The organism is Chryseobacterium sp. WG23, from assembly GCF_024586575.1.
Taxonomy (GTDB): domain Bacteria; phylum Bacteroidota; class Bacteroidia; order Flavobacteriales; family Weeksellaceae; genus Chryseobacterium.
The window spans coordinates 106,756-129,875 of the sequence record NZ_JALCZE010000002.1 but is presented as its reverse complement, the minus strand read 5'-3'; the positions used below and the strand labels follow the sequence as shown (position 1 = coordinate 129,875).

Annotated in this window: 20 protein-coding genes and 1 tRNA gene; 20 read left to right on the top strand and 1 reads right to left on the bottom strand. The window is 33.9% G+C overall.

Annotation, left to right across the window (positions count from 1 at the left end; genetic code table 11):
* Nucleotides 1-8: 8 nt before the first annotated feature.
* The 3 genes from MP477_RS03290 to MP477_RS03280 all read left to right on the top strand — a co-directional run bounded on the left by MP477_RS03290 (nucleotide 9) and on the right by MP477_RS03280 (nucleotide 2,442).
* Nucleotides 9-494 carry a hypothetical protein gene (locus tag MP477_RS03290; protein WP_257189134.1) on the top strand — a complete coding sequence of 162 codons (486 nt, stop codon included), beginning with the start codon at nucleotides 9-11 and terminating at the stop codon, nucleotides 492-494.
* 30 nt (nucleotides 495-524) lie between these two features.
* Entirely contained in the window at nucleotides 525-2,294 is a 1,770-nt protein-coding gene (locus MP477_RS03285) for a TonB-dependent receptor (RefSeq protein ID WP_257189133.1), read from the top strand.
* A gap of 74 nt (nucleotides 2,295-2,368) precedes the next feature.
* A tRNA-Arg gene (locus MP477_RS03280) sits at nucleotides 2,369-2,442 on the top strand.
* Between the two features lie 645 nt (nucleotides 2,443-3,087).
* Here MP477_RS03280 and MP477_RS22800 read toward each other — a convergent pair.
* Complete coding sequence (locus MP477_RS22800) at nucleotides 3,088-3,171, bottom strand: helix-turn-helix transcriptional regulator (protein WP_354961243.1); 84 nt, start codon at nucleotides 3,169-3,171, stop codon at nucleotides 3,088-3,090.
* Between the two features lie 327 nt (nucleotides 3,172-3,498).
* Here MP477_RS22800 and MP477_RS03275 point away from each other — a divergent pair, with 327 nt between their 5' ends.
* The 17 genes from MP477_RS03275 (at nucleotide 3,499) to MP477_RS03195 (ending at nucleotide 23,067) form a co-directional block, all read left to right on the top strand.
* Nucleotides 3,499-3,690 carry a hypothetical protein gene (locus tag MP477_RS03275; protein WP_257189132.1) on the top strand — a complete coding sequence of 64 codons (192 nt, stop codon included), beginning with the start codon at nucleotides 3,499-3,501 and terminating at the stop codon, nucleotides 3,688-3,690.
* Nucleotides 3,691-3,781: 91 nt separating this feature from the next.
* Nucleotides 3,782-4,237, top strand: coding sequence for a hypothetical protein (locus MP477_RS03270; protein ID WP_257189131.1), 456 nt, complete (start codon nucleotides 3,782-3,784; stop codon nucleotides 4,235-4,237).
* Nucleotides 4,238-4,243: 6 nt separating this feature from the next.
* Entirely contained in the window at nucleotides 4,244-5,203 is a 960-nt protein-coding gene (locus MP477_RS03265) for a hypothetical protein (protein WP_230040218.1), read from the top strand.
* A 180-nt stretch (nucleotides 5,204-5,383) separates the two neighbouring features.
* Entirely contained in the window at nucleotides 5,384-6,418 is a 1,035-nt protein-coding gene (gwsS, locus tag MP477_RS03260) for a grasp-with-spasm system SPASM domain peptide maturase (RefSeq protein ID WP_230040216.1), read from the top strand.
* A complete protein-coding gene (locus MP477_RS03255) occupies nucleotides 6,402-7,217 on the top strand; it encodes a GLPGLI family protein (protein WP_230040214.1) in 816 nt (271 codons plus the stop codon). The genes gwsS and MP477_RS03255 overlap by 17 nt, the downstream gene beginning before the upstream one ends.
* 841 nt (nucleotides 7,218-8,058) lie before the next feature.
* Complete coding sequence (locus MP477_RS03250; protein WP_257189130.1) at nucleotides 8,059-9,972, top strand: nucleoside-diphosphate sugar epimerase/dehydratase; 1,914 nt, start codon at nucleotides 8,059-8,061, stop codon at nucleotides 9,970-9,972.
* Between the two features lie 238 nt (nucleotides 9,973-10,210).
* Nucleotides 10,211-10,999, top strand: a complete 789-nt coding sequence (locus MP477_RS03245) for a polysaccharide biosynthesis/export family protein (protein ID WP_257189129.1) — start codon at nucleotides 10,211-10,213, stop codon at nucleotides 10,997-10,999.
* A gap of 2 nt (nucleotides 11,000-11,001) precedes the next feature.
* Nucleotides 11,002-13,338, top strand: coding sequence for a polysaccharide biosynthesis tyrosine autokinase (locus MP477_RS03240; protein WP_230040208.1), 2,337 nt, complete (start codon nucleotides 11,002-11,004; stop codon nucleotides 13,336-13,338).
* Nucleotides 13,339-13,340: 2 nt separating this feature from the next.
* Entirely contained in the window at nucleotides 13,341-14,309 is a 969-nt protein-coding gene (locus MP477_RS03235; protein WP_257189128.1) for an SDR family oxidoreductase, read from the top strand.
* A gap of 21 nt (nucleotides 14,310-14,330) precedes the next feature.
* On the top strand, nucleotides 14,331-15,623 hold the full coding sequence (locus MP477_RS03230) for a nucleotide sugar dehydrogenase (protein ID WP_257189127.1): 1,293 nt from the start codon (nucleotides 14,331-14,333) through the stop codon (nucleotides 15,621-15,623).
* 173 nt (nucleotides 15,624-15,796) lie between these two features.
* Nucleotides 15,797-17,272: an oligosaccharide flippase family protein gene (locus tag MP477_RS03225; protein ID WP_257189126.1), complete on the top strand. Its 1,476-nt coding sequence runs from the start codon at nucleotides 15,797-15,799 to the stop codon at nucleotides 17,270-17,272.
* On the top strand, nucleotides 17,254-17,820 hold the full coding sequence (locus MP477_RS03220; RefSeq protein WP_257189125.1) for an acyltransferase: 567 nt from the start codon (nucleotides 17,254-17,256) through the stop codon (nucleotides 17,818-17,820). Before MP477_RS03225 ends, MP477_RS03220 begins: the two co-directional genes overlap by 19 nt.
* Entirely contained in the window at nucleotides 17,804-18,907 is a 1,104-nt protein-coding gene (locus MP477_RS03215; protein ID WP_257189124.1) for a polysaccharide pyruvyl transferase family protein, read from the top strand. Before MP477_RS03220 ends, MP477_RS03215 begins: the two co-directional genes overlap by 17 nt.
* Nucleotide 18,908: 1 nt before the next feature.
* The gene (locus tag MP477_RS03210; RefSeq protein ID WP_257189123.1) at nucleotides 18,909-19,763 is read left to right on the top strand and encodes a glycosyltransferase family A protein; all 855 of its coding nucleotides are present in this window, start codon (nucleotides 18,909-18,911) and stop codon (nucleotides 19,761-19,763) included.
* Nucleotides 19,760-20,821 (top strand): right-handed parallel beta-helix repeat-containing protein, encoded by a 1,062-nt coding sequence (locus MP477_RS03205; protein ID WP_257189122.1) that lies wholly within the window; start codon nucleotides 19,760-19,762, stop codon nucleotides 20,819-20,821. The genes MP477_RS03210 and MP477_RS03205 overlap by 4 nt, the downstream gene beginning before the upstream one ends.
* A gap of 3 nt (nucleotides 20,822-20,824) precedes the next feature.
* Nucleotides 20,825-22,015 carry a hypothetical protein gene (locus MP477_RS03200; protein WP_257189121.1) on the top strand — a complete coding sequence of 397 codons (1,191 nt, stop codon included), beginning with the start codon at nucleotides 20,825-20,827 and terminating at the stop codon, nucleotides 22,013-22,015.
* Nucleotides 22,012-23,067, top strand: a complete 1,056-nt coding sequence (locus MP477_RS03195) for a glycosyltransferase family 4 protein (RefSeq protein ID WP_230040163.1) — start codon at nucleotides 22,012-22,014, stop codon at nucleotides 23,065-23,067. The genes MP477_RS03200 and MP477_RS03195 overlap by 4 nt, the downstream gene beginning before the upstream one ends.
* The last annotated feature ends 53 nt before the right edge of the window (nucleotides 23,068-23,120 follow it).

The following is a 23,120-nucleotide window of genomic DNA, read 5'->3' as shown; positions in this document are numbered from 1 at the left end:
AATTAAAGATGTTTAAAATAACAATATATTCTTTTTTGATTTCTGCGTCCCTTTGGAGCTGCATCCCTTCATACAGTGCTTATCCCAAAGAATACAGGAAAGCTAAAGCTGATTTTCCGAAGCAAAAAGCTTTTGTGGTGAATAAAGATCTTAAAAAAGAGTATAATATTTTAAAGCATGCTGGTATTTATGAAATGGTGGAAGACAGTACTAATGCAGCTAAAATAACTCTGCATCCGATGCTTACCCGTACTCCTTCATGTGGAAACCCTATGATTGGAACTATGATCACAGCAGGATTGCTGCCTTCAGGCTTCCCATACACTATTGCTTACAGTTATGATGTAGCGGAGAACAGTACCACGAAAAATTATCAATATAATTTAGAAGTTTATCAGAGCCTTTGGCTGTTTAATATATTCAGGCTAGGCAGAACTTTTTCAAAACAGTCAGGGAAAGCTTTGTTGGGAAATTATATTGCTTCCAGTAAATAGATCCCATTATATTTTTCAAATAAAGAAAATATGAACAGAAAAATTCAATTATTATCCATATTATTTTTAGGGGCTTCGCAGTTTGCGTTTTCCCAGATCAAGGAGGAAAAGCTTGTTCTTAACAAAAAGAGAGAGCCGGAAGTGAAGAAGATCGAGAAGAAGAAAACTTCCGTGGAAACTATTAAAAATTATCCACCGGAAGAGAAATCTCAGAGCCCTGTGAAATATACCATCACGGATGTTCCTGCGGTTTCAGATTTTAAAACTTCAACGATTCAGGGGGAGGATGTAGCTCCGAAATTCGATGGAACGGCACAGAATAATTATTTCCAGTTCGGAATGGGTAATTATGGTAAAATACTGGCGGATGGAAATATTTCCAAGACGCTGGAGAACAAAATTGAAGTAGGTGGAGATCTGCATGTACTTTCTACAAATGGCCTTAAAAAAGACTATGACTGGAAGTCAAAGCAGACATCAGCGAATTTTGCAGCTTTCCTTAATTCCTACGGAGATAAAGGAAAATTCAATATCAACGCTGAATATGGATTGGATAACTACAATTACTATGGTATTTATGCCCTGCAGCCCTCTGCTGATGTTGATCTGAAACAAAAGGTTAATCAGTTTAAGGTGAACGGATATTATGATTTCTATTCCAATGAAATTTTAAATGATGTAAGAGTGAAATCATCATTCCTGAAAGATCATTTTGATGCCCAGGAAAATCAGGTTTCTATTTTGGCTAATTTCTCAAAACATGCTGTTGAGCTTGGTAAATCCGGAATTAACCTGAATGCAGATTTAGGAGTAGGAATAGATGCGGTAAAAACAGATTTTGCAATCCGGGATAAAAATTCGGCTAATTTTTTTAACACTAATCTGACTCCTAAAGTAACTTTCAGAAAGGGAGATTCTTATTTGATGTTAGGTTCTTCATTCTCTTTCCTGAATGCTAAAAATTCAAATGATCTCATGGCAGAGCGTTTGAAAACTAATAAAACCTATTGGTTTCCACAGGCGGAATTCCAGTTTGCTGCAGCTAAAGAATTTAAATTCTATGGTGGGGTAGATGGAGGTCTGAAGCTGAATACCTATGCAGACCTTCTGCAGGCTAATCCATTCCTGGTTTCTGATCAATATTTAAAGCCTACAGAGACCCAATATCATTTTTATGTAGGATTGAGAGGTGATATCGATGAAACATTGAAATATGACTTCTCAGCAGGATATGGAAAGATGAAAGATATTATGTTCTTTAAAGCGAATGGACTTTTTGATAATGACTTTACTTTGAACCGTTCATCTTATAACTTTGCCAACACATTCTCTACGGTGTATGACGATGGAAATGTAAGCGATATCAAAGGAAGTGTACAGTATTTCCCATTGGCAAACCTGGTATTGGATGGAGAATTAAGGTTTACAAAATACAACCTGAAGAATTATAATGACATTTATAACGTTCCTTTGTTTAATGCAAGCATCGGAGCCAAATATACAATGCTGGATAAGAAATTGTTGTTAGGCTTCAAAGGAATTTTCGCAAGTGACAGAACTACAAACTCTTATATGATCGAAGGCATAGCTAATCCGGACATGGTTTTCCAGTCTACGGAGAATACCAACGATAAAGTTGGGGGGTATGCTGATTTAAATCTTTCCGCAGAGTATAAAATTCACAAAAATTTTAGTATTTTCGCACTCGGAAATAATCTTCTAAGCTCAAAATACCAAACATACAAAGGATATAAAGTCCTGGGTGCACAGATTTTGGGAGGAGTGAAGATCACTTTCTAATCATCAATAATAAACAATGAATGATAAGTAATCCTGGAATTACTCATTACTTATCATTCATTATTTATGAATATGGCTGCGTAGTTCAACTGGATAGAATATCAGATTTCGGCTCTGAGGGTTGGGGGTTCGAATCCCTTCGCGGTCACAAATTGCTCCTTTTTGAGGGGCTTTTTTGTTTATGTGTAGTTTAAAAGCTCGGTTATACCTAATTAAAACTTTCTCCAATTAATCCTAGCTTTCAAACAGCTTGTACATTGCTTCCTGTAATTCTTCATAGCTTGAATAGTGTAAAAAATTTAACCATTTGCCGTAAAGGCTTGAATTTTTGTGCTTGTGATAAGTCCCACAATAAACGGAGGAATTGTCGAGACAATTTTGTGAATTTGTCATGTTGATAATTTTAGTAAGATTAAAATTTATTGATGTTGCTAGTTGTGCTCGAGATAGGCATTTTGTTTTATACACTGAACCCTATATGCATAGAAATAAGGTTATATTTTAGTAGTAAAAGTTCGTGATAAGCAAAAGTAAAAGTGCTATAATCAATATCAGGTATAACAATGGGAATATTTACAGTGGATATTTATTGTAGCATTGAACTTGACTTTATGAGTTGGGACTTTTGCTTTTTATTGATACTCCCCCATATTTATCCAATACACTACCTGAGTTGTGTAATCTTGCAGATGTTATCATTATTCCGACAAAAGCAGGGGTATTAGACCTTTTGGCAATTAAAAGCACTATTGAATTGACATCACCGAACAATCCGGAAACGAAAATAAAGCGGTTAAATATCAACTTCCAAAACAGTTTCTATTTTTGCTAAATAACCTAACGAGGGAATACTCTTATCACTCTCCCAGTTGGAGATTGTTTTTTGCGTGGTTTTTTAGCATGAGTGCGAATTCCTCTTGGTTTATCCTCTTACTTTCTTTTGCTTGTTTAAGCTTTGCACCTATTACCATATTGTAAAGATAAATAATTAAGGAATTTTTTTTATGAAAATTAGAAAATACGTTATAAACTTATATAAAAATATTGTCTACTTTCGATTAGTACAAAATAAGAAAAAAAACGACACGTTTGTCGCTTCTTGTAAATGCCTTTGTTTAAAGGATTTAACATAATAAAAAATTCACTATTGATTAGAGTTATTTAATTAATATTTTATATTTTTAACTTGTAAACAAAATCAATTATGAAAAAAGAAAAATCTATCAAGAATCTTGAAGCAAAAGAACTAGGAAATTTTACTAAAACTTTTGGTAAAAAAGTATTCGGTGGAGAAGGAGCTCCTACAAGATCAATTAAGGAAATTGTAATTACAGTTCATCATTTACAGGAAGATGATGACGCACCTATTGACCAAACTAACGATGGTCCTTACTAAAATTTAATATTTAAAAAATTAACTACCTCAGATTAATCTGAGGTAGTTGTATTTCACACTATTTAGTTTTTCAAATTTAATTCTAAACTATATGTATAAATTAATAATAGGTCTGTGCATTCTTTTTTTATACAGCTGTAACACTAATAAATATAGTCATCTATCTAAATATAATTCTTTTGAAAGAGAAGGTGATTATTATCGTTTTAAAAATGATTCTCTTCATGTAACTATGCTAATATTTGGAGGTTTTGAAATGGCAGAAAATAAAAAAGAATTCGATTCTCTAAAAAAAGCACTTCATAAGCCTATCCATAAATACAAAGGGGATAAACTATTTTATCTTCAAAATTCTACGTACAAAACATATGATTGCGCTCTAGTGGTTGAGAATAAAAAACTTTCGGAACAGACAAAAGAATCAAAACAATTCATCACTAAAACCATACAATGTGGTAATTCTGCATTATCATTTAAAATATCCAGAACTACATTTGATGAAACAATGCAATTTTATTTTAAAGATTTCAAATGCTTGAAAGAGTAATATATTATGATTTTAATTATTTCAAAATCAGATGATACCCCAACCGAGCAGGTTGCAAATTGGCTAAACAAATACAATGTTCCCTTTTATGTGCTCAATGATAATATTTATGACGTCTTAACTATTAATTTCGAAAGCGGAGAGATATTTATTGGTGAACATTCTATTAATGTCTTTAAAGTCGTTTGGTTCAGAAAATTTCCTTATGCTCTGCGGGAAAACCAGAAGAAAGATATTAGAAATAATTTATATTTTTCACTTGTAGAATACAATCTGATTGAAGCAAGAGCATTGCGTGAATACCTATTATTTGAGCTAAAAAAAAGAAATGTGGTTTGGCTGACCAATCCATTTTTTATGACAGAAAATAAACTTATTCAAATGCAAACGGCAAAAGCTTGTGGTCTGTTGACTCCTGAAACTTTTATTATCAATAATAAAAAAACAGTCGAATCTCTTCTGGAGGAAGGAAAGGAACTTATTACAAAGCCATTTGAAAACTGTATCAATTTTAGATCAGAAAATCGGATTATTACGATGCAAACAACCTCAATAAATGATAAGATCAATTCTATTCCTGATTATTTTAGGCCGGCTTTAGTTCAGTCAAAAATTGAACGGCAGTACGAAATTCGGGTATTTTATCTTCTGGGGAATTTTTTCTCTACAAAAATAATCACCAATAATAATGAGATGGTGGATCATCGCATTTCTGTAGCTAATGATGACTGTCGTTTTGAAATTTGCCAACTTCCAGAAGATGTGGAGAAAAAGCTCCGAAGTCTTTTAGATATTCTCCAACTGAACTGCGCTTCTGTAGATTTTATTGTTAATAACCAAAATGAATATTATTTTCTTGAAGTAAACCCTGTAGGACAGTTCACATATCATTCAGTGTTTAATAATACCTATTTAGAAATTGAAATTGCCCTGGCATTAAAAAAAATATTAAAAGATGCAGTATAAAAAACACATAAATCTCATTCACTTTTTGCTTGATGATCAATTTGCCAATACCCTTAAAAAATTCATTTCAGAGAAGGAACAGTATAGAGTTATTTCTAATAAATATAATTCTATAAATTATAAGGTAAAAGTATATGACAAGGTATGCACACCGTTTATAGATTTAAAATTGTTCGAAAGATGAAACAATATTTTGAATTATATCAGGACTGCTTTATCGTTAAGGGGGCTAAAAATATTTTACTCTGCGATGTTCATTTTAATAAAATTATAGACATCACAGATTTTTATGACATTTTTTTCGAGGATTATTATTTCCCTGTAGATGATGATCTTTCAGAAATAATTTCTTTTTTAATAGCCGAAAAATTCGGAAGCCTTACAGAAAATTTTACCCCGGAGAAGTTCCGCAAAAAATTTAAATGGAGAACAGCGAACAAGATCAACGAAGTTATAATTGAACATAAAATTAAAGATGATTTTGAAACTGCTGGAGCATACAGAATCATAGAGGATCTTTCAACAAGCTTTCTTCAAATTAGGTTCCTAGAATTTTCCTTGGCCAGATTGGACGAAATTTTATCTTTTATTGAGTTTTCCAGTATAAGAACAGTTGAAATTTTACTTCCTTATACAGGACTACCACAGGATATGACCGCAATAGAAATATTGAAAAAAAATCTTCGAGTAAAAACGGTTTATTTTTATAATGCTCCTAAAAATAAATCAATTGTCGATGATGATAACTTATTCACTGTAATTTATTACGAAAAAAATATTACAAACCCAAAATACTGTGGCATAATTCAGGAGGATTATTTTCTGAATGATATAAATAATATATCCAAAAGTAAGACTGTTAATAATTGCCTTTATGGTAAATTATTTATCTCCTCAAGCGGTGATTTAAAAAACTGTCCGTCAGCAGAAAAAATCACTAACAATATAGATACAGCTTCAATTTCTTCTTTAACTCAGGAAATAAATACTGAAAAAGAAAGGTTTATTACCAAAGATCAAATAGATGTTTGCAAAGACTGTGAATATAGATATTTTTGTACTGATTGCCGGATGTATAGAGAAAATCCAGAAAATATTTTCTCTAAACCTTTAAAGTGTGGTTACGATCCATATACAGGAATCTGGGAAGATTGGAGTAAAAATCCTTTAAAATTTAATGCTATTAAATATTATGAACTTGAAAACATTAACTAATACTTTATTTTTAGCCTTTACCATTCAATTGCTCGCAGCTCAAAAGATAAGAGTAACATATCAGATGAAATATAGACCTGATTCTACTCAAACTGCAACTAAAGAAAGCATCATGTTTTTAGATATTTATGACACAAATTCGTCTCGTTTTTATGCAGAGAACCTATATAAGAGCGATTCAATTAGAAATAGTGGAGCAAACCCCCAATCTTTTTCTATAAATTTTAATAATGCTGTTGTTAAAAACAATAACACTTTAAAAAAATATTATCGTTTACTCGTAGATGTTTACGAAGTAACAACTGAAGTACCTCAGTTAGAGTGGAAAATAGCTTCAGGTAAAAAAAAGATAGGAGAATATGAATGCCAGGAAGCAACATTGAAATATAAAAACAGACAATGGACAGCTTGGTTTACGCAAGATATCCCTATTTCTGAAGGTCCTTTTTTATTTAAAGGGTTACCGGGTTTAATTATTTGGATGTATGATGATAAAGGTAACTATGACTTTTTTTTAAATAAATTATTTAAAAGCTTTTTTGACCCATATGATGGAGTCAATTTCAGAAATCATAATATTATAAAGGTTAATGGGGATCAACTTAATAAAATATATTTAAATAATTATCTTGATCCTTACAAAGAAGCCAAAATGGGGAAAATAAAAATGAATTTTGTTGATGAGAAAGGGAATGAAGTTAAAAATGTTAATTGGAACGAATTAGCGAAAAATAAACAGGAAGTAATAAAACAAAATAATAACCCTATTGAGCTGTCAGATGCCGTAAAATATCCATAGGATTGCTTTATACTAATTATGGGGAAAGTTTCATATTATGTCATTTTTGAAATCCTGTAAATAGACAGTGTTTTAAATTGTCTAAAAACACAAATTTTTCCCGAATGTATGTTGAGAGAATTTATAAATATAATTCTCCTCAACATACATGAGTAGAGTATTGTAAGAAATTAAAAAGAGCAGAAAATGGTGGTGGGGTAAACTTCCCTGTTTTTGAAGACTTTCCCTTTTTCAAACAGTTAATAAATATAAAATATATTCGGTAAAAAAATTATCGGGATAAATTGGGAATATTAAAAAAAATTGGATTGTAAAAACCTTATAAATACAGTTCAAAAAATACAAAATTTGATCTTTTAATTTTTTTTTAAGCTTTATTTAAGTCTCGTTTAATTTTTATTGTTAAATGGGTTAATTGATTAATCTGTTTTTAATGAATAACTAATTTTATTATTTATTAAATTATAATATCTCATGCCTATTGTGAATAATTAAGTTTTTGGACCTGTCTGAATCTTAATAAAATTATTCATAACGCAAAATTTTTAAGCGTAAATTTTCTTGTATTGGAAGGTGTTTAGCTGATTTTAGCGATAGTATATCTCTACTTTTTTTAACATTTTTTTTAGATATTTATGAAATTTGTTAAATTTTTAAAATAATAAAAACATATATGATTCAGTTTAAAGTATATAGTAAATATATTATTTTTTTGTGAACAAAAATTGATCTATGGTAATGAAAATGTAAATAATAATTTGTTACATTTGCTTTGAAAAAAAAAGACACCAAATGTTGAATTAAATAAAGTTTTAATACTTTTTAGTTCTATTTTTTTAATATGGGGAATGTTTTCAGGATCAAAGAGTTAAGGTATTTACCTAGATGGCTGGTTTTTTTTATTGATATTTCGATTTTTTCTTTTTCAATTTTAATTTCATATCTGTTTTTAAAAAACCTTCAGGTAAAGATTAATTTTATTGAATATTTCAATGAAAAGGTTTTTGTTATTATCGCAGTCAATGTTTTCTTTATGTTTTTATTCAAAACATATGCAGGAATTATACGGTATTCTACCTTTTTTGATTTTTTCAAAATTGTATGGGCTTCAGGCAGCACGCTTATTGTTTTGCTGGGGTTGAATTTTATATCAGAATTTATACTGGGAAAAGCGGTATATCTGTATCCTGTTCTTTTTTTATTTTTCTTTATTTCTACTTTTTTGATGTTCTTTTTCAGAATGGTTACCAAACAGCTTTTTAAGTTGCTTATGGATTCCAGGAAAGATTCATCCAAAATAAGAATTGCTGTTATAGGAATAGAAGGTGAATCTGTTTCACTGGCGAATGCTATTATTCATAATCCGGATCATCCTTATCAGCTGGCGGGATTTCTCAGTGCCAGATCAGACTCTAAAAAAGCAATGTTGCTGGGGCATAAAATTTATAATAAAAAGAAGCTTCTTAAAAATGATCATGTGCTACGTCAGTTTGATGCAGTTTTAATCAACGAGACAATGTCCAGACCTAAGATGGAAGAATGGACGGCTTTTGCATTAGACAATGGATGGAAGGTACTCAAAGCACCTAAAGTAAACAAAACGAAGGAAGATGGGATTATCGGGGGAATTCGTCCTCTTCAGATTGAAGATTTGTTAGACCGTACCCCAATAAAAATAGAAAGTGAAGAGGTAAAAGGCCGTCATTTTAATAAAAGTATTTTGGTTACTGGGGGAGCAGGGTCTATCGGAAGCGAAATTGTAAGACAGGTTGCTCAGCTGGGTTCATCACTTATTGTTGTTGTAGATCAGGCAGAATCGCCTTTGCATGAGCTGAAACTTGAATTATTGGATAGATTTCCCAATCAAAAATTCAAATTTGTACTGGCAGATATTTCCAACCTCTACAGACTGGAAAAACTATTTGACGATTACCGGTTTTCAATAGTGTATCATGCAGCAGCTTATAAACACGTTCCTTTAATAGAAGATAATCCACACGAAGCTATTTTTGTAAATATCGGAGGGACTAAAAACCTGGCGTTGCTATCCAGACAATATAATGTTGATCGTTTTGTGATGGTATCTACGGATAAGGCTGTAAACCCTACTAATGTAATGGGAGCTTCAAAAAGAGCTGCTGAGCTTTTTGTGCAGTCTTTGCAAAATACGCCTGATAATACTACCAAATTTATTACAACACGCTTTGGAAATGTACTGGGTTCTAATGGATCTGTCATCCCGCATTTCAGAAAACAAATTGAAAAGGGAGGTCCGGTTACCATTACCCATCCCGATATCATCCGCTATTTTATGACGATTCCTGAGGCTTGTGAATTGGTGCTTCAGGCAGGAACAATGGGAAATGGAGGTGAGATTTATGTTTTTGATATGGGTAAGCCTATTAAAATTCTTGATCTGGCAAAAAGGATGATCAAATTATCAGGATATACACCAAATGTTGATATTGAAATTGACTTTATCGGTTTAAGGCCTGGTGAAAAGTTATATGAGGAACTTTTAACGGATAATTCCACTACTATTCCTACGCATCATGAGAAAATTATGATATCAAAAGATCCGGTAATGGAGTTTGGAGATATAGAAATTTTATGCAAGCAGATTATGAGATCAGCTATAAAAAAAGACGGGTTACAGGTGGTTAAGATTTTAAAGATCATTGTACCGGAATTTATAAGTAACAATTCAGAATTTGAAATATTAGATAAAACACCGGAATATGAAGTATATCAGTGACATAGTGTAATAAACGTGTAAATAATAAAAAAATAAGCAATTATTTTTGCTAAATTACCTTAATCGGAACGGAAATTGCATCGAGAAGAATTAATCTAAAAACCACATAATACATTGAAAATTTTCACGAAAAAGTGAAATTGATATTTGTATTAAAGTATACGTAGCTCGCTTCACTGCAATACAAATACGTATTCTAGAGAAATTGAGCATTAACACCAATAGACTAAAAAAATATATGAAGAGAACTATTATTACGTATCTAGTGCTGTTGTCGGTTATTTTACTATCATGTAAGCCGAAACAGAATATGGTATACATGTCCAAGCATAACATGGAAGAGGAAGTTACCAGAGCGAAATTTCAGGGGCTGCATATTCAGGAAGGAGATGTTCTTCTTATTCTTGTTACTGCACTTGATGAAACAGCTGTAAAACCTTTCAATCTTAATACAGTAAATAAGGTAGGTAGTGAAGGAAATACCGGAATCAATCAATATGTACAGCCAAGTGAATATTTAGTAAATGAAGAAGGGTATATCTCTTTTCCGGTATTGGGAAATGTATACAGCAAAGGAATGACTCAGGTACAGCTTAAACAAGAGCTGGAATCCCGTCTCAAGAGATACCTTACAGATCCTATGGTATCTATTACTCTGAAAAATTTTAACGTAAGCGTTTTAGGGGAAGTGAAAAACCCTGGCCAGAAAGAAAGTGTTTCACAAAAGATTAATGTCTTTCAGGCATTGGGTCTTGCCGGAGATATGACAGATTATGGAGACCGTACGAATGTGAAGCTTATCCGTACAGGAGATGATGGGGTAGACCAGATTGTAAATGTTGACCTTAGCAGATCCGATATTGTGAATTCACCGTACTATTATATGAAGCAAAACGACATATTATATGTACAGCCGGATAAAAATAAACAGGTTCAGGCCAATACTAACCCAAACAGAGCCCTTACCTTCCAGATTATTGGTGCTTTACTAACGGCAGGTACTCTTATTATTGCTTTAACACGATAGATATGCAGCAGATGGAATTTCAGGCAAAACAAGAAAAATTCAATATAAAAAAGACTATTTCTAAATACCTTTACAAATGGCCATGGTTTGTTGCCTCTGTTCTGTTATTTGTAATCGTTGCTTTTATTTACCTTAGGTATAGTGTACCTCAATATCAGTCCAAAACAACCCTTAAATTTGATAAAAAACAAAATGACCTTTCCTCAGCTTTGTCTGACCTTAATAATCTCGGAATTGGTCTTGGGAACGCAGATGAACTGAAAAGTGAAGCAGCAGTAGTGAACTCGAGGCCTATCCTTATACAGGTGGTTGAAAATCTTAACCTCAATGTTGAATATTTCAACACTGGAGAAATTAAAGATTCACAGCTGTTTACCAAAGCTCCTATTACCGCAAAAATATTAGCTTATACTAAAGAAAACTTTGTATCCTCTGCATATACCTTAACTGATATAAAAGGAGACCAGTTTACCCTTCATAGCCAAAAGAAAAAAGATATTGTAGGTAAATTCAATATTCCTGTACAAGTGGATTTTGGAACAGTGATATTTCAAAGAAATTCTTCTGTTGACATTAAATCTGAATATAAGGTTATTTTTTGGAACCCTATTGAAAAGGTAAAAAAACTTGAAAAAACAGTACGGGTAAGTTTACCGGAGGAAAAAGCTATGTTAATGGAAATCAGTCTAATAGGCTCCCTGCCTGAAAAGTCAGAAGCTATTCTTAATGAAGTGACAAAACAGTATAACCTGGATGGTCAGAGAGATAAAAACTTGCAGGCTCAGAATACTCAGGAGTTTATTGATAAAAGACTGGAAGTAATTACAAAAGATCTTTCCGGGGTGGAAAATCAGAAAGAAGATTTCCAAAATCGTAATCATATTGTTGACTTGCAGGCACAGGCTGAGTTGGCTCTTCAGAATACAAGTGATAACACCAAGGCTCTTCTTCTTCAGCAGACGCAGCTTGATCTTCTGAATTCTCTTACTGCAGAAGCTTCAAAAAGTAACAATCAGCTTATGCCATCCAATTTAGGATTAAGCCCTTCGTTGGAGCAATCTATTTCCCAGTATAATTCACTTCTCATCAGTAGAAATAAAACCCTTAAACAGGCAACCAATGAAAACCCTGCAGTAATAGAAATGAACAGGGAGATTGCTGCTTTAAAAGATATAATCCGGGACAATATTCGCGAGCAGAAGGTAAGTGTACAGGCGGGTATCTCCCAATTGCAGAATCAGATTACCACAAGCAAGAGTGCTATAGAAAAGGTTCCCGGTCAATCCAAAATTTACAGAGGAATAGAACGCCAGCAGAACCTTAAAGAGCAGCTGTTTTTATTTCTTCTGCAAAAAAGAGAGGAAAATGCCATCAATTTATCAGTAAATGTACCGAAGGCTAAAATTGTGAATCCTGCGTTTACTGAGGAAATTCCGGTTTTCCCTAAGAAAAATATTATTCTGTTAGGGGCATTTTTTCTGGGATTATTAGTTCCTTTTGCTATTTTCTATTTATTGTTCAGCTTGGATGATAAGATTTATTCGAGAGATGATATTAAGGAGCGTTCCGGACTAGGGGTACTGGTTGATATACCTTCGCTTAAAGATAACGAAAACCATTTAGTACAGAAGAATGACTTTACAGAGTTGGCGGAAGCCTTCAGGGTACTTGTTTCCAATCTTAAATTTGTTTTGCCGGTAAAAGACTCTGCCAAAATAATTATGGTAACCTCATCGGTAAAAGGAGAAGGGAAGACCCTGGTGTCGGTAAATCTGGCCCTTACATTAGCCAATAAAAACGGCAGAAGTCTTCTGATTGGTTCAGATATCCGTAATCCCCAGATTCAGCGATATGACAGTGAACCTACTAAAAGAAAAGGTCTTACAGAGTATTTGTATGATGAGTCAGTGAATGTAGAGGAGCTTATCCATACATCCACCACCAATCCTTTCTGTGATGTTATTTATGCAGGAGCTATTCCTCCTAATCCTCAGGAATTGCTTTCCAATGGAAGGTACCAAAAACTTATTGAGCAGATGGCTTCTCAGTATGCATATATAGTTATAGATTCTGCACCACTTATGTTGGTTTCGGATACCCTTAGTATTGCTGATACTGCTGACGCTACGCTTTATGTAGTAAGATCTGCAGTATCTAAAAATATCCTGATAGATTTTGCAAACGATCTGGTGAAAGACTCTAAACTGACCAATGTATCTTTTGTCGTTAATGATGTTTCTAAACGTGCAGGAGGATATGGATATAATTATAGCTATGGATATGGCTACAGCCAGACCAAGGATAAAAAAAATTGGTTGAAAAAAATTTTTAAATCATAGAAATGTATAAAATTTTAATTACAGGGGGAGCTGGTTTTATTGGTTCTAACTTAACGGAGTATTTTTTAAATAAAGGCTATGATGTGGTCTGCTTAGATAACTTTGCAACAGGGCACCTTCATAATGTTGAGCCTTTTCTTAAAAACCCAAACTATAAGCTCATTGAAGGAGATATACGTGATTTGGAAGTTTGCCGGAAGGCGGTAGAAAAGGTAGATTATATATTACATCAGGCAGCATTAGGTTCTGTTCCAAGATCAATTAAAGATCCTATTACAAGTAATGATGTTAATGTTTCAGGTTTTTTAAATATGCTTGTTGCAGCGCGCGATGCCAATGTGAAACGTTTTGTATATGCTGCTTCATCATCTACATACGGTGATTCTGCATCATTACCCAAAGTGGAAGATGTGATCGGAAAACCATTATCACCATACGCCATTACTAAATATGTAAATGAACTGTATGCTGATGTATTTGGAAAAACTTACGGAATGCAGTGCATCGGGTTAAGGTACTTCAATGTATTTGGAAGAAGACAAGATCCGAACGGGGCTTACGCCGCAGTTATTCCATTATTTGTAAAGCAGCTAATCAATCACGAATCCCCTACAATTAACGGTACAGGAGATTATTCACGTGATTTTACTTATATCGATAATGTTATTCAGATGAATGAACGGGCAATGCTTACAGAGAATCTGGAAGCCGTGAATACGGTTTATAATACAGCAGTAGGAGACCGCACAACATTGAATGATCTGGTGGGATACCTTAAAAAATATCTAAGTGAATTTGATGAGAAAATTGCTGAAGTAGAAATAAACTATGGCCCGAACCGTGTAGGAGATATCCCGCACTCATTAGCATCAGTTGAAAAAGCAGAAAAACTATTAGGATACCAGCCTACCCATACTATAGATAAGGGACTAAAAGAAGCTATCAGCTGGTATTGGGAAAATTTAAAATAAACAACTTTAAATCGAGTCTTTGTGGAAAAACAATATAAAATTGCCGTTATCGGATTAGGATACGTAGGTTTACCTTTAGCACGGTTATTTGCAACCCAATATCCGGTTGTAGGTTTCGATATCAATCAGAAAAGGATTGAGGAATTAAATACAGGGGTAGACAGTACTTTAGAAGTAGAAAACGAAGTATTAAAAGAGATATTAAAAAAAGAAAATCCTTTTGATCAGACAGCTGAGACAGGATTGTACTGCTCTGCAGATATCAAGGATATTCAGGATGCCAACATCTATATTGTGACGGTACCAACACCGGTAGATAAGCATAATCGTCCCGACCTTACACCGCTATATAAATCTTCGGAAACTGTAGCTAAAGTATTGTCGAAAGGAGATATTGTAATCTATGAATCTACCGTATATCCAGGAGTTACAGAGGAAGAATGTATTCCGGTGTTAGAAAAATTTTCCGGATTGAAATTTAATCATGACTTCTTCGCAGGGTATTCACCGGAACGTATCAATCCGGGAGATAAAGAACATACCGTAGAGAAAATTTTAAAGGTTACTTCCGGTTCTACACCTGAAATTGGAAAAATAGTAGATAATTTATATAAATCTGTGATCGTTGCCGGTACCCATTTGGCTCCTACCATTAAGATAGCCGAAGCTGCTAAAGTTATAGAAAACTCACAGAGAGATATTAATATCGCCTTTGTCAATGAACTGGCAAAAATTTTTAACCTTTTAGAGATTGATACCCATGCTGTATTGGAAGCAGCAGGTACCAAATGGAACTTTCTACCCTTCAAACCGGGATTGGTAGGCGGTCACTGCATCGGAGTTGATCCCTATTATCTGGCGCAGAAAGCACAGGAAAATGGATATCACCCTGAAATTATATTAGCAGGACGCCGTCTCAATGATTCTATGGGTCAGTATGTAGCTTCTCAGTTGGTGAAAACTATGATCAAAAAGAAGCTTAATATTAATGGAGCCAGAATTTTAAACCTGGGAATTACATTTAAAGAAAACTGTCCGGATGTACGTAATACCAAAGCGGTAGATGTAATTCAAGGACTTGAAGATTACGCGTTACAGGTAACAACTTACGACCCTTGGGCAAGCGCTGCTGAAGTGGAGCACGAATATGGTTTAAGCATTGTGAACGAAATTCCACAGGAAAAATACGATGGAATTATCCTTACTGTAGCACACGAGCAGTTCAAAGGTCTGAATTTGAAAAATTACTTGAAAGAGGACGGGGTGATCTTTGATGTGAAAGGAATCCTGGAGGAATGTGATTCAAGATTATAGAATACTAAGTACAAAACTGTAGTTAGCTCTTCAGTTTTTGTATAAGACAGTTTATTCCTGTCATTTGAAAAAAATAACATCATTGAATGCCGTTGGCATCTGAGGAAAACCGTTTTGATAGAAACAATTGTAAATGAAACTATGAAGTTGAGTTTAGGAAAAATAAAAATAATATGTTGGTAGCTTCCATAAAATCTAAATTATCCAAATCAGACTTCCTGAAAAAGTTGGTTTTCGGTACTTTTTGGATGACCTTCGGATCACTGATGTCACGGGGATTATTTTCTTTGGCTTCCATTGTGTTGGCAAGGATTTTAACCGTCTCAGAATATGGTGAGTTTGGAATGATAAAGTCAACAATAGATAATTTTCTGATTTTTGCTTCTTTGGGAATAGGCTTAACAGCTACTAAATATATTTCTGAGCTTAAAGATGAAGATAAAAGTGAAGCATCATCCATGCTGGGGGCATCTTTATCATTGGTTGTGGTGTTGAGTACTATTGTAGCTTTGATCATTGTACTGCTCTCCGGATTTATAGCAACCAATTTCCTGAACAACCAGCATTTGCAGGTTCCTTTAATGATTGGTGGTTTTACATTGATTTTTATCTCTCTCAACGGAACACAGATGGGAGCCTTATTAGGCTTTCAGGCTTACAAGAAAAACTCCACCGCTAATATACTTCAAGGGCTGTTCCTGTTTCTGGGTCTAGTTATCGGAGGATATTTTGGAGGAGTTACAGGAGCTTTACTGGGCAATCTGATCGGGATCTTTCTGGTATCTGCAGTATTACAGAAACTGCTGGGCGATGAGAGCAAAAATCAGCAGGTTACAGTGAGTTTTAAAAACTGGAAGAAAAGTGTTAAGAAAATATATAAATTTGCTATACCGGCTTCCCTCAGTACAATTATTGTGGCGCCTACCATTTGGTTTTTAAATACCCTGCTGGTTAACCAGCCCAATGGATATAAAGAACTAGGATTGTATAGTGCCGTTATTATTTTCTCTACAGCCATTCAAATGTTTAATGGGGCAATAAGCAATGTCTTGCTGCCCATGTTTTTATCAAAATCGGAATCCAAAACCCCTAAAAAAGAATTTTTCAATTATTTCGGATCGTGGATTATTTCAATTATAATCTCTATTCCGTTTATATTATTTCCGGAGATCGCATCGGCTGTTTTAGGTAAAAAATTTGATATCCATCAGATTGTCCCGATTTTGGGAATGTCTATTATCACTACACTTATTATTACAAATAGAGCCGGTATTTCAAGAGACCTTATCATTAAGAATAAAATGTGGCTTAGTGTATTCAGTATGGGGCAGTGGGCCGTTACCAACCTTATTATTTTCTATTTTTTGAGACAATATGGAGCGTTGGGTTTTGCTTTTTCATATATGATTTCTTATATCATTAATTACATCATTTTTGTACCCTTTTTTATTTACAAAAAATTATCTCCACCGGTCATATTCTACAGCAAATGGAATATACTATTATGGTTATTGCTGATAGGCCTGGTATTTATAAATGTTCAGTTGTATAGTTTATTGCTGATCAGAGTAATCGCTTCTGTCTTCTTAGTTGCTTTAATCTTATTCTCAATTTTTAAACTTTATAAAGAATGTTTGCAAAAATTATAAAATTATACTGGCGGTTAACCTGTGCCAAAATGGTAAAAGGAATAAAAGAAAGAGGGGAGAATGCCGTTGTTTCTTATCCTGTTACCATTACAAAACCGGAGAAACTGCACTTGGGAAACAATGTGTATATCGGTCCTGAGGCATGGATATCCACCTATGGTAAAGTTACCATAATGGATGGTACCATCATAGGACCAAGATTAAAAATCTATACGGGTAACCATAACTATGATAGCGATACGCTGATACCTTATGATGAAGTTACAATTGCAAAAAATGTGGTCATACAGGAAAATGTGTGGATTGGCGGTGATGTTACCATTTTACCGGGAATTACAATAGAAGAGGGAGCCATTATTGGAGCCTCCACAGTAGTTACAAAAGATGTTCCCAAAGGAGCAATTGTAGGAGGTAATCCGGGAAAGATTTTGAAGTATAGAGATCTGGAAAAGTATGATATGCTGAAAAAGCAGGATAAGATTTATCTGAGAGAAAAAATGAAAACGAACTTAAAGATGGTAGTCAGAAATTATGAAAGCAATATTTAGTGGATATTACGGGGCGAAAAATTCTGGAGATGATGCTTTTGTAGAAGTTTCAGCATGGGGAAGCCGAAAGTATTGGCAATCTACAGAACAGTTGTTTTTTGCAGGGGAGCTGCCACAGATCTCAACGCCGGCGGAACATTATTTTGCCCACAAGAATTACTTAAACTTTGGCAAGGCCGTAAAAGATATTGTGTTAAGTGATGTTTTTGTTTCAGCTGGAGGATCAACCTTTCATTCAGCATTGAAAAAAACAGATCTGAGAACCTATGCAAAATTGAAGAAAAGCCTGGGATGTAAAGGAAAAACAGGCGCTATAGGAATCTCCTTAGGTCCATTTGTAAATAAAGGGGCGGAAGAAGATACTAAAGAATATTTAAAAACACTGGATTTCCTGGCATTAAGAGATGATAAATCGTATGAGCAGGCGCTGAGCTATAATTTACCTTATCAGCCTGTAAGAGCTTTTGATTTAGCAGCCCTTCTTCCTGAGATTTATAATTTCGACCCGCGTACAAAAGAAATTTCCGAAGAACGGCCTATTGTAGGAATTAGTGTTTGTAACTATGAATCGTATACTAATGGAGATATTAGTAAAGAATTAAAGAGAAATGAATTTATATTAAATTTAATTCAACAATTAAAGAAACATAACAATATTATGTTCCGTTTTTTCGTTTTTAATGGAAACTCTTCAATGGGTGACGAAAAGCTCACCCTGGAAATGATAGGGAATCTTAATAAAGATGGAAAACTACAATACGAGATTGTTCCCTATCAGCCAAAAGTTCAGGACACTTTTGATCGAATTGCCGAATGCAGTGTAGTTATTTCAACAAGACTACATGCAAGTATTTTTGCGTGCTATAGCAATACACCTTTCTTTTTATTGGAATATCACCGCAAGTGTACCGATTTCCTGAATGATGTAGGCCAGGCGCAATGCTACAGGCTACTGGATGGAAATGCGGATGCAGAATTGATTGTTACCGAAATTGAGAAAATTATATTTAAAAAACAAATCCTTGTACCGGGTAATATTAAAGAAACAATACAAAGAGCCCGTTTAAATTTTACGGCAACTTATTAACATGATTAGTGTAATAATACCATTATATAACAAGGAGAAAAGTATTCTGGATACCGTGTATTCAGTTTTGAATCAAACATATAAGGATTTTGAATTGCTTATTATCAATGATGGCTCAAAAGATAACAGTTTGAAAGTGGTACAAAGCATATCGGATCCCAGAGTGGTTATCGTAGACAAACCTAATGGCGGGGTTTCATCTGCAAGAAATGCAGGGATAATGAATGCTAAGAATGAATATTTAGCTTTTTTAGATGGGGATGATATATGGCATCCGGAACACCTGGAGATTTTATCCACTTCCCTTTCTCAGTTAGATAATGAGACAGTAGGAGGGGTTGGAACTTCTTTTTACAAATCGAATGTTAAAGAATTTGATGAGTCAAAATTTAAAGAGAAAAAGCCTGAGATGATAAAAGATTATTTTGATTTTATGTCTTCACCAGCTTCTCGCTTTAACTCATCAACATTATTAGTTAAAAAGACAAAAGTTCTTAAGACAGGCCTGTTTGATGAAAATCTTAGCTATGGTGAGGATGTGGAATTTTGGTATAGACTGTTTTCTGATTATGCATTAATCTATAACAGAACTATTACAACCATCTACTTTGTGGGAGCAGAAAACAGAAGTGCACACTATGTGATGCCATTGCATAAAAGATTTCATCTGTTTGATTATAAAAATAAAACTACCTCTGAAAAAAAATATCTGGATAAGCTGGTAGCCTTAATTCTGGTTGACTATTTCAGCCAAAAGGCTTATAAACAGGTTTTAATTATTGCCAAAATGTATTTTGGAAGATTATTGGGGGCATTGGGTTATCTATTTAACATAATAAAAAAGAAAATGAAATGAAGAAGCTTTTAATAATATCGCTGATTTTTACATGTACCTTATTTATTTTCGGTCAGACTAAATACCTGGACTTAACGACGGTTTTGCCCAAAGGATATGTGAAAAATGCAACGGTAGACTACACACTGGTTCTGCAGAAAGCAATCAATGACAACGGTGATGTTTTATTTCCTGATTTTCCCATACTGATTAATGATAGTGGGCTAAAATTAAAAAGTGACTGTACATATAAATTTCAGGCTAATTCCAAATTGGTCCTTAAGACATCAGCAAAACCGGGATACAGTCTTCTGGATTGTAACGGTAAGGAAAATATTACCATTCTTAACCCTGTATTGGTGGGAGATAAAAAAACACACGTAGGTACAAAAGGGGAGTGGGGCTTTGGGATAAGCATACGGGGAGCTAAAAATATCAGAGTAGAGAATGCTAAGATTTATGATTGTTTCGGTGACGGCATCTATATCGGACAGCTGAACAATAAAATTTCAGATCAGATTGTGATTCTAAATTCATTGGTATCAAACAGCAGAAGAAACGGTCTCTCTATAACATCAGGAACCAATATCAAAATCTCCAACAGTAAGTTTCTGAATTCTTCAGGTAAAGGACCTTCCAGCGGAATAGATATAGAGCCTAATAGCGCTAAGGATGAACTGAAAGGAATTGTTCTTGAAAATGTTTTTACAGGAGGTAATGAAAACTGGGGATTACTGCTTAATCTCGTTAATCTCAGAAAAGATAACTCCCTGAATAAGGAAATCTCAATAACTATTAATAATTTTTCGGATAGCAAGTCAAAATATGGAATGTCTTTCTGGTTAAACAGAAAAAACAATTACTCGAAAAATATCAGCGGAAATATCGTCCTGAATAATGTAAGTCTTTATAATAATACTGCAGAACCTATCAAATATTATGATACTAATGATAATACCATTAATCTATCTGTCAATAATCTGTCGGTAGATTCTAAAAGCTATGATAAACTGGAAAGTAGTATTCAAAGTTATAAGAAAGACCAGAGAATACAATTTAAACAACTGAAATCTAAATAATTAATGCAGATTTATAAAAAACAAATACATTTTAATGCTCTAAGCGTATTGATGGTTGTCACGGCATTCCTGCTTTTCGTGTTTCCCAATTCGTTTAGACCCGTTAAGCTTGTTTTGTTACTGTTGATTTTTCTGGTAGGGCTCACTAAGGTGCAGACCATTGAAAAAGTGGTTATTTTCTCTGTGATCTTAAGTATGATCGTCACGATTATTTATCTGATGGTTGGTATCCATCAGTCTCTGAACCCTTCAGAAGCACTTAGCCAGGTCTTAATTGTATATATTTTTACTCCTATTTTATGGGTGGTTATCTTAAACTATTGCTTTGAAAAATTTAAGGTGGAAACCATCGTAAAGTACCTCAATATCTATATGGTACTGGGAGCTGTTTCTGTATTTGTGGCAATTTGGTTATTTATGAATGGAAAGAGACAGATTCTGGAACTTATTATTGAAGATCCCAATATGACATTTACCAAAAAAGGAATTGTTGAAATGAAACTGTTCGTTTATGGATCTCTCATATTTTTTATTCCTGCTTTCTTACAGTTAGAAAAAGTATTCAAAAGGAAAGCCATTTATTTTGTTGTCATCCTTACGGTTGTAATCGCTGCAATAGTATCAGGAAGATCGGCATTGCTGCTCAGTGTGTTTGTAGGACTGTTTTTTTATGTGGTTACCAACTCTTCCGTAAAGCTGATTAGATATTTTATTATCGGTTTGCTGCTTACCGTTGTGCTGATTTTTATTTTGAACAGCTATGGCGTAAACGTATTGAATGTATTGGAAGGATTTTATGTTAAAATTTTTGAAGGCGGAGATAAGGCAAGATCAGAACAGACAATGGCACTGATAAAAGGAGTCAATAATAATATTTTTGGAGCAGGACATGGGGTAGGAGTAGATTATATAAGAAGTAAAAAATTTCCATGGCGTTACGAGAATGTACCGGTAGCCATTATATACCGGGTGAGCATATTTGGGTTTTTAATTTATTCTATTCCTTTTTTATACTCAGTATATAAATATGTATCCATAAAAATTAAAAATCCATATGATCATTACATGTTAGCGGGTATTGTTTCTATGCTGATAGCCACTTTTACAAACCCCTATCTGGAGTCTTTCGAGTTTAATATATTTTATGTTTTACCCTTCATTTATTTTGTAAAAAGAGATAAAGATTTTCAATGAAAAAAATACTGTTTTTTACTAAATACTCCGCTATGGGAGCGAGCAGCAGGCTGAGAAGTTTTCAATTTTTCCCCTCTTTAGAGGAAAAGAAATATACCGTACATCATTCTTCTCTGTTGGGAGATAAGTATTTATCAGCGCTGTACAGGAATGAAAAGACCAAGATTATTTATCTATTTCTAGGGTACCTAAAGAGAATGTATGCTCTTTTATCCGTGAAAAAATATGATATCGTTGTTATAGAAAAAGAATTGTTTCCCTATTTACCTGCGTGGGCTGAAACAAGATTGAAAAAAGCAGGGGTTGATTATTTCGTAGATTATGATGATGCTATATTTCATAACTACGATCTGAGTGGTAACAGATTTATAAAAAAGTATTTGTCTGATAAGATTGATCGGGTAATGAAAAACAGCAGATGTGTATTTGCCGGCAATTCTTATCTGGCAAAGAGAGCAGAAATGGCAAAAGCACCCCGAATAATGATGTTGCCTACTGTTATAGATGCTAAAAAATACTATAAGATCAATAATAAAGATGATCAATACTTTACACTGGGATGGATAGGCTCTCCGTCTACTTATAAATACATTGAAGAGTTATTTCCGGTATTTTATAAGCTGAAAAAAGATTTTCCCAATTTTCGCGTCAATATCATCGGGGCAAAACAAACGGAAGAGACTAAAGATTTTATACACTTTATTCCGTGGACAGAAGAATCTGAAGTAGAAGAGATTAATAAATTCGATTTAGGGATTATGCCTCTTCATGAAACCCCTTGGGAACTGGGTAAATGTTCATACAAACTGATCCAGTATATGGGATGTAGCGTTGCGGTGCTGGCTTCCCCGGTAGGGATGAATACCGATATCGTTATTCCGGGTTATAATGGGGAGCTGGTGAAAGATAAAGATTGGTATTCCGGTATTAAGAAATATATAGAACATAAAGATAAAACAGTCACTCAGGGAAAGAAAGGAAGAGTACTGATTGAGTCCAAATATAACAGGGAACATAATATAAATAAAATACTGACTGAATTTGAAAACTAAACTGATACGCATAACAACAGTACCGATTTCTTTAAAGGTTTTATTAAAGGGAC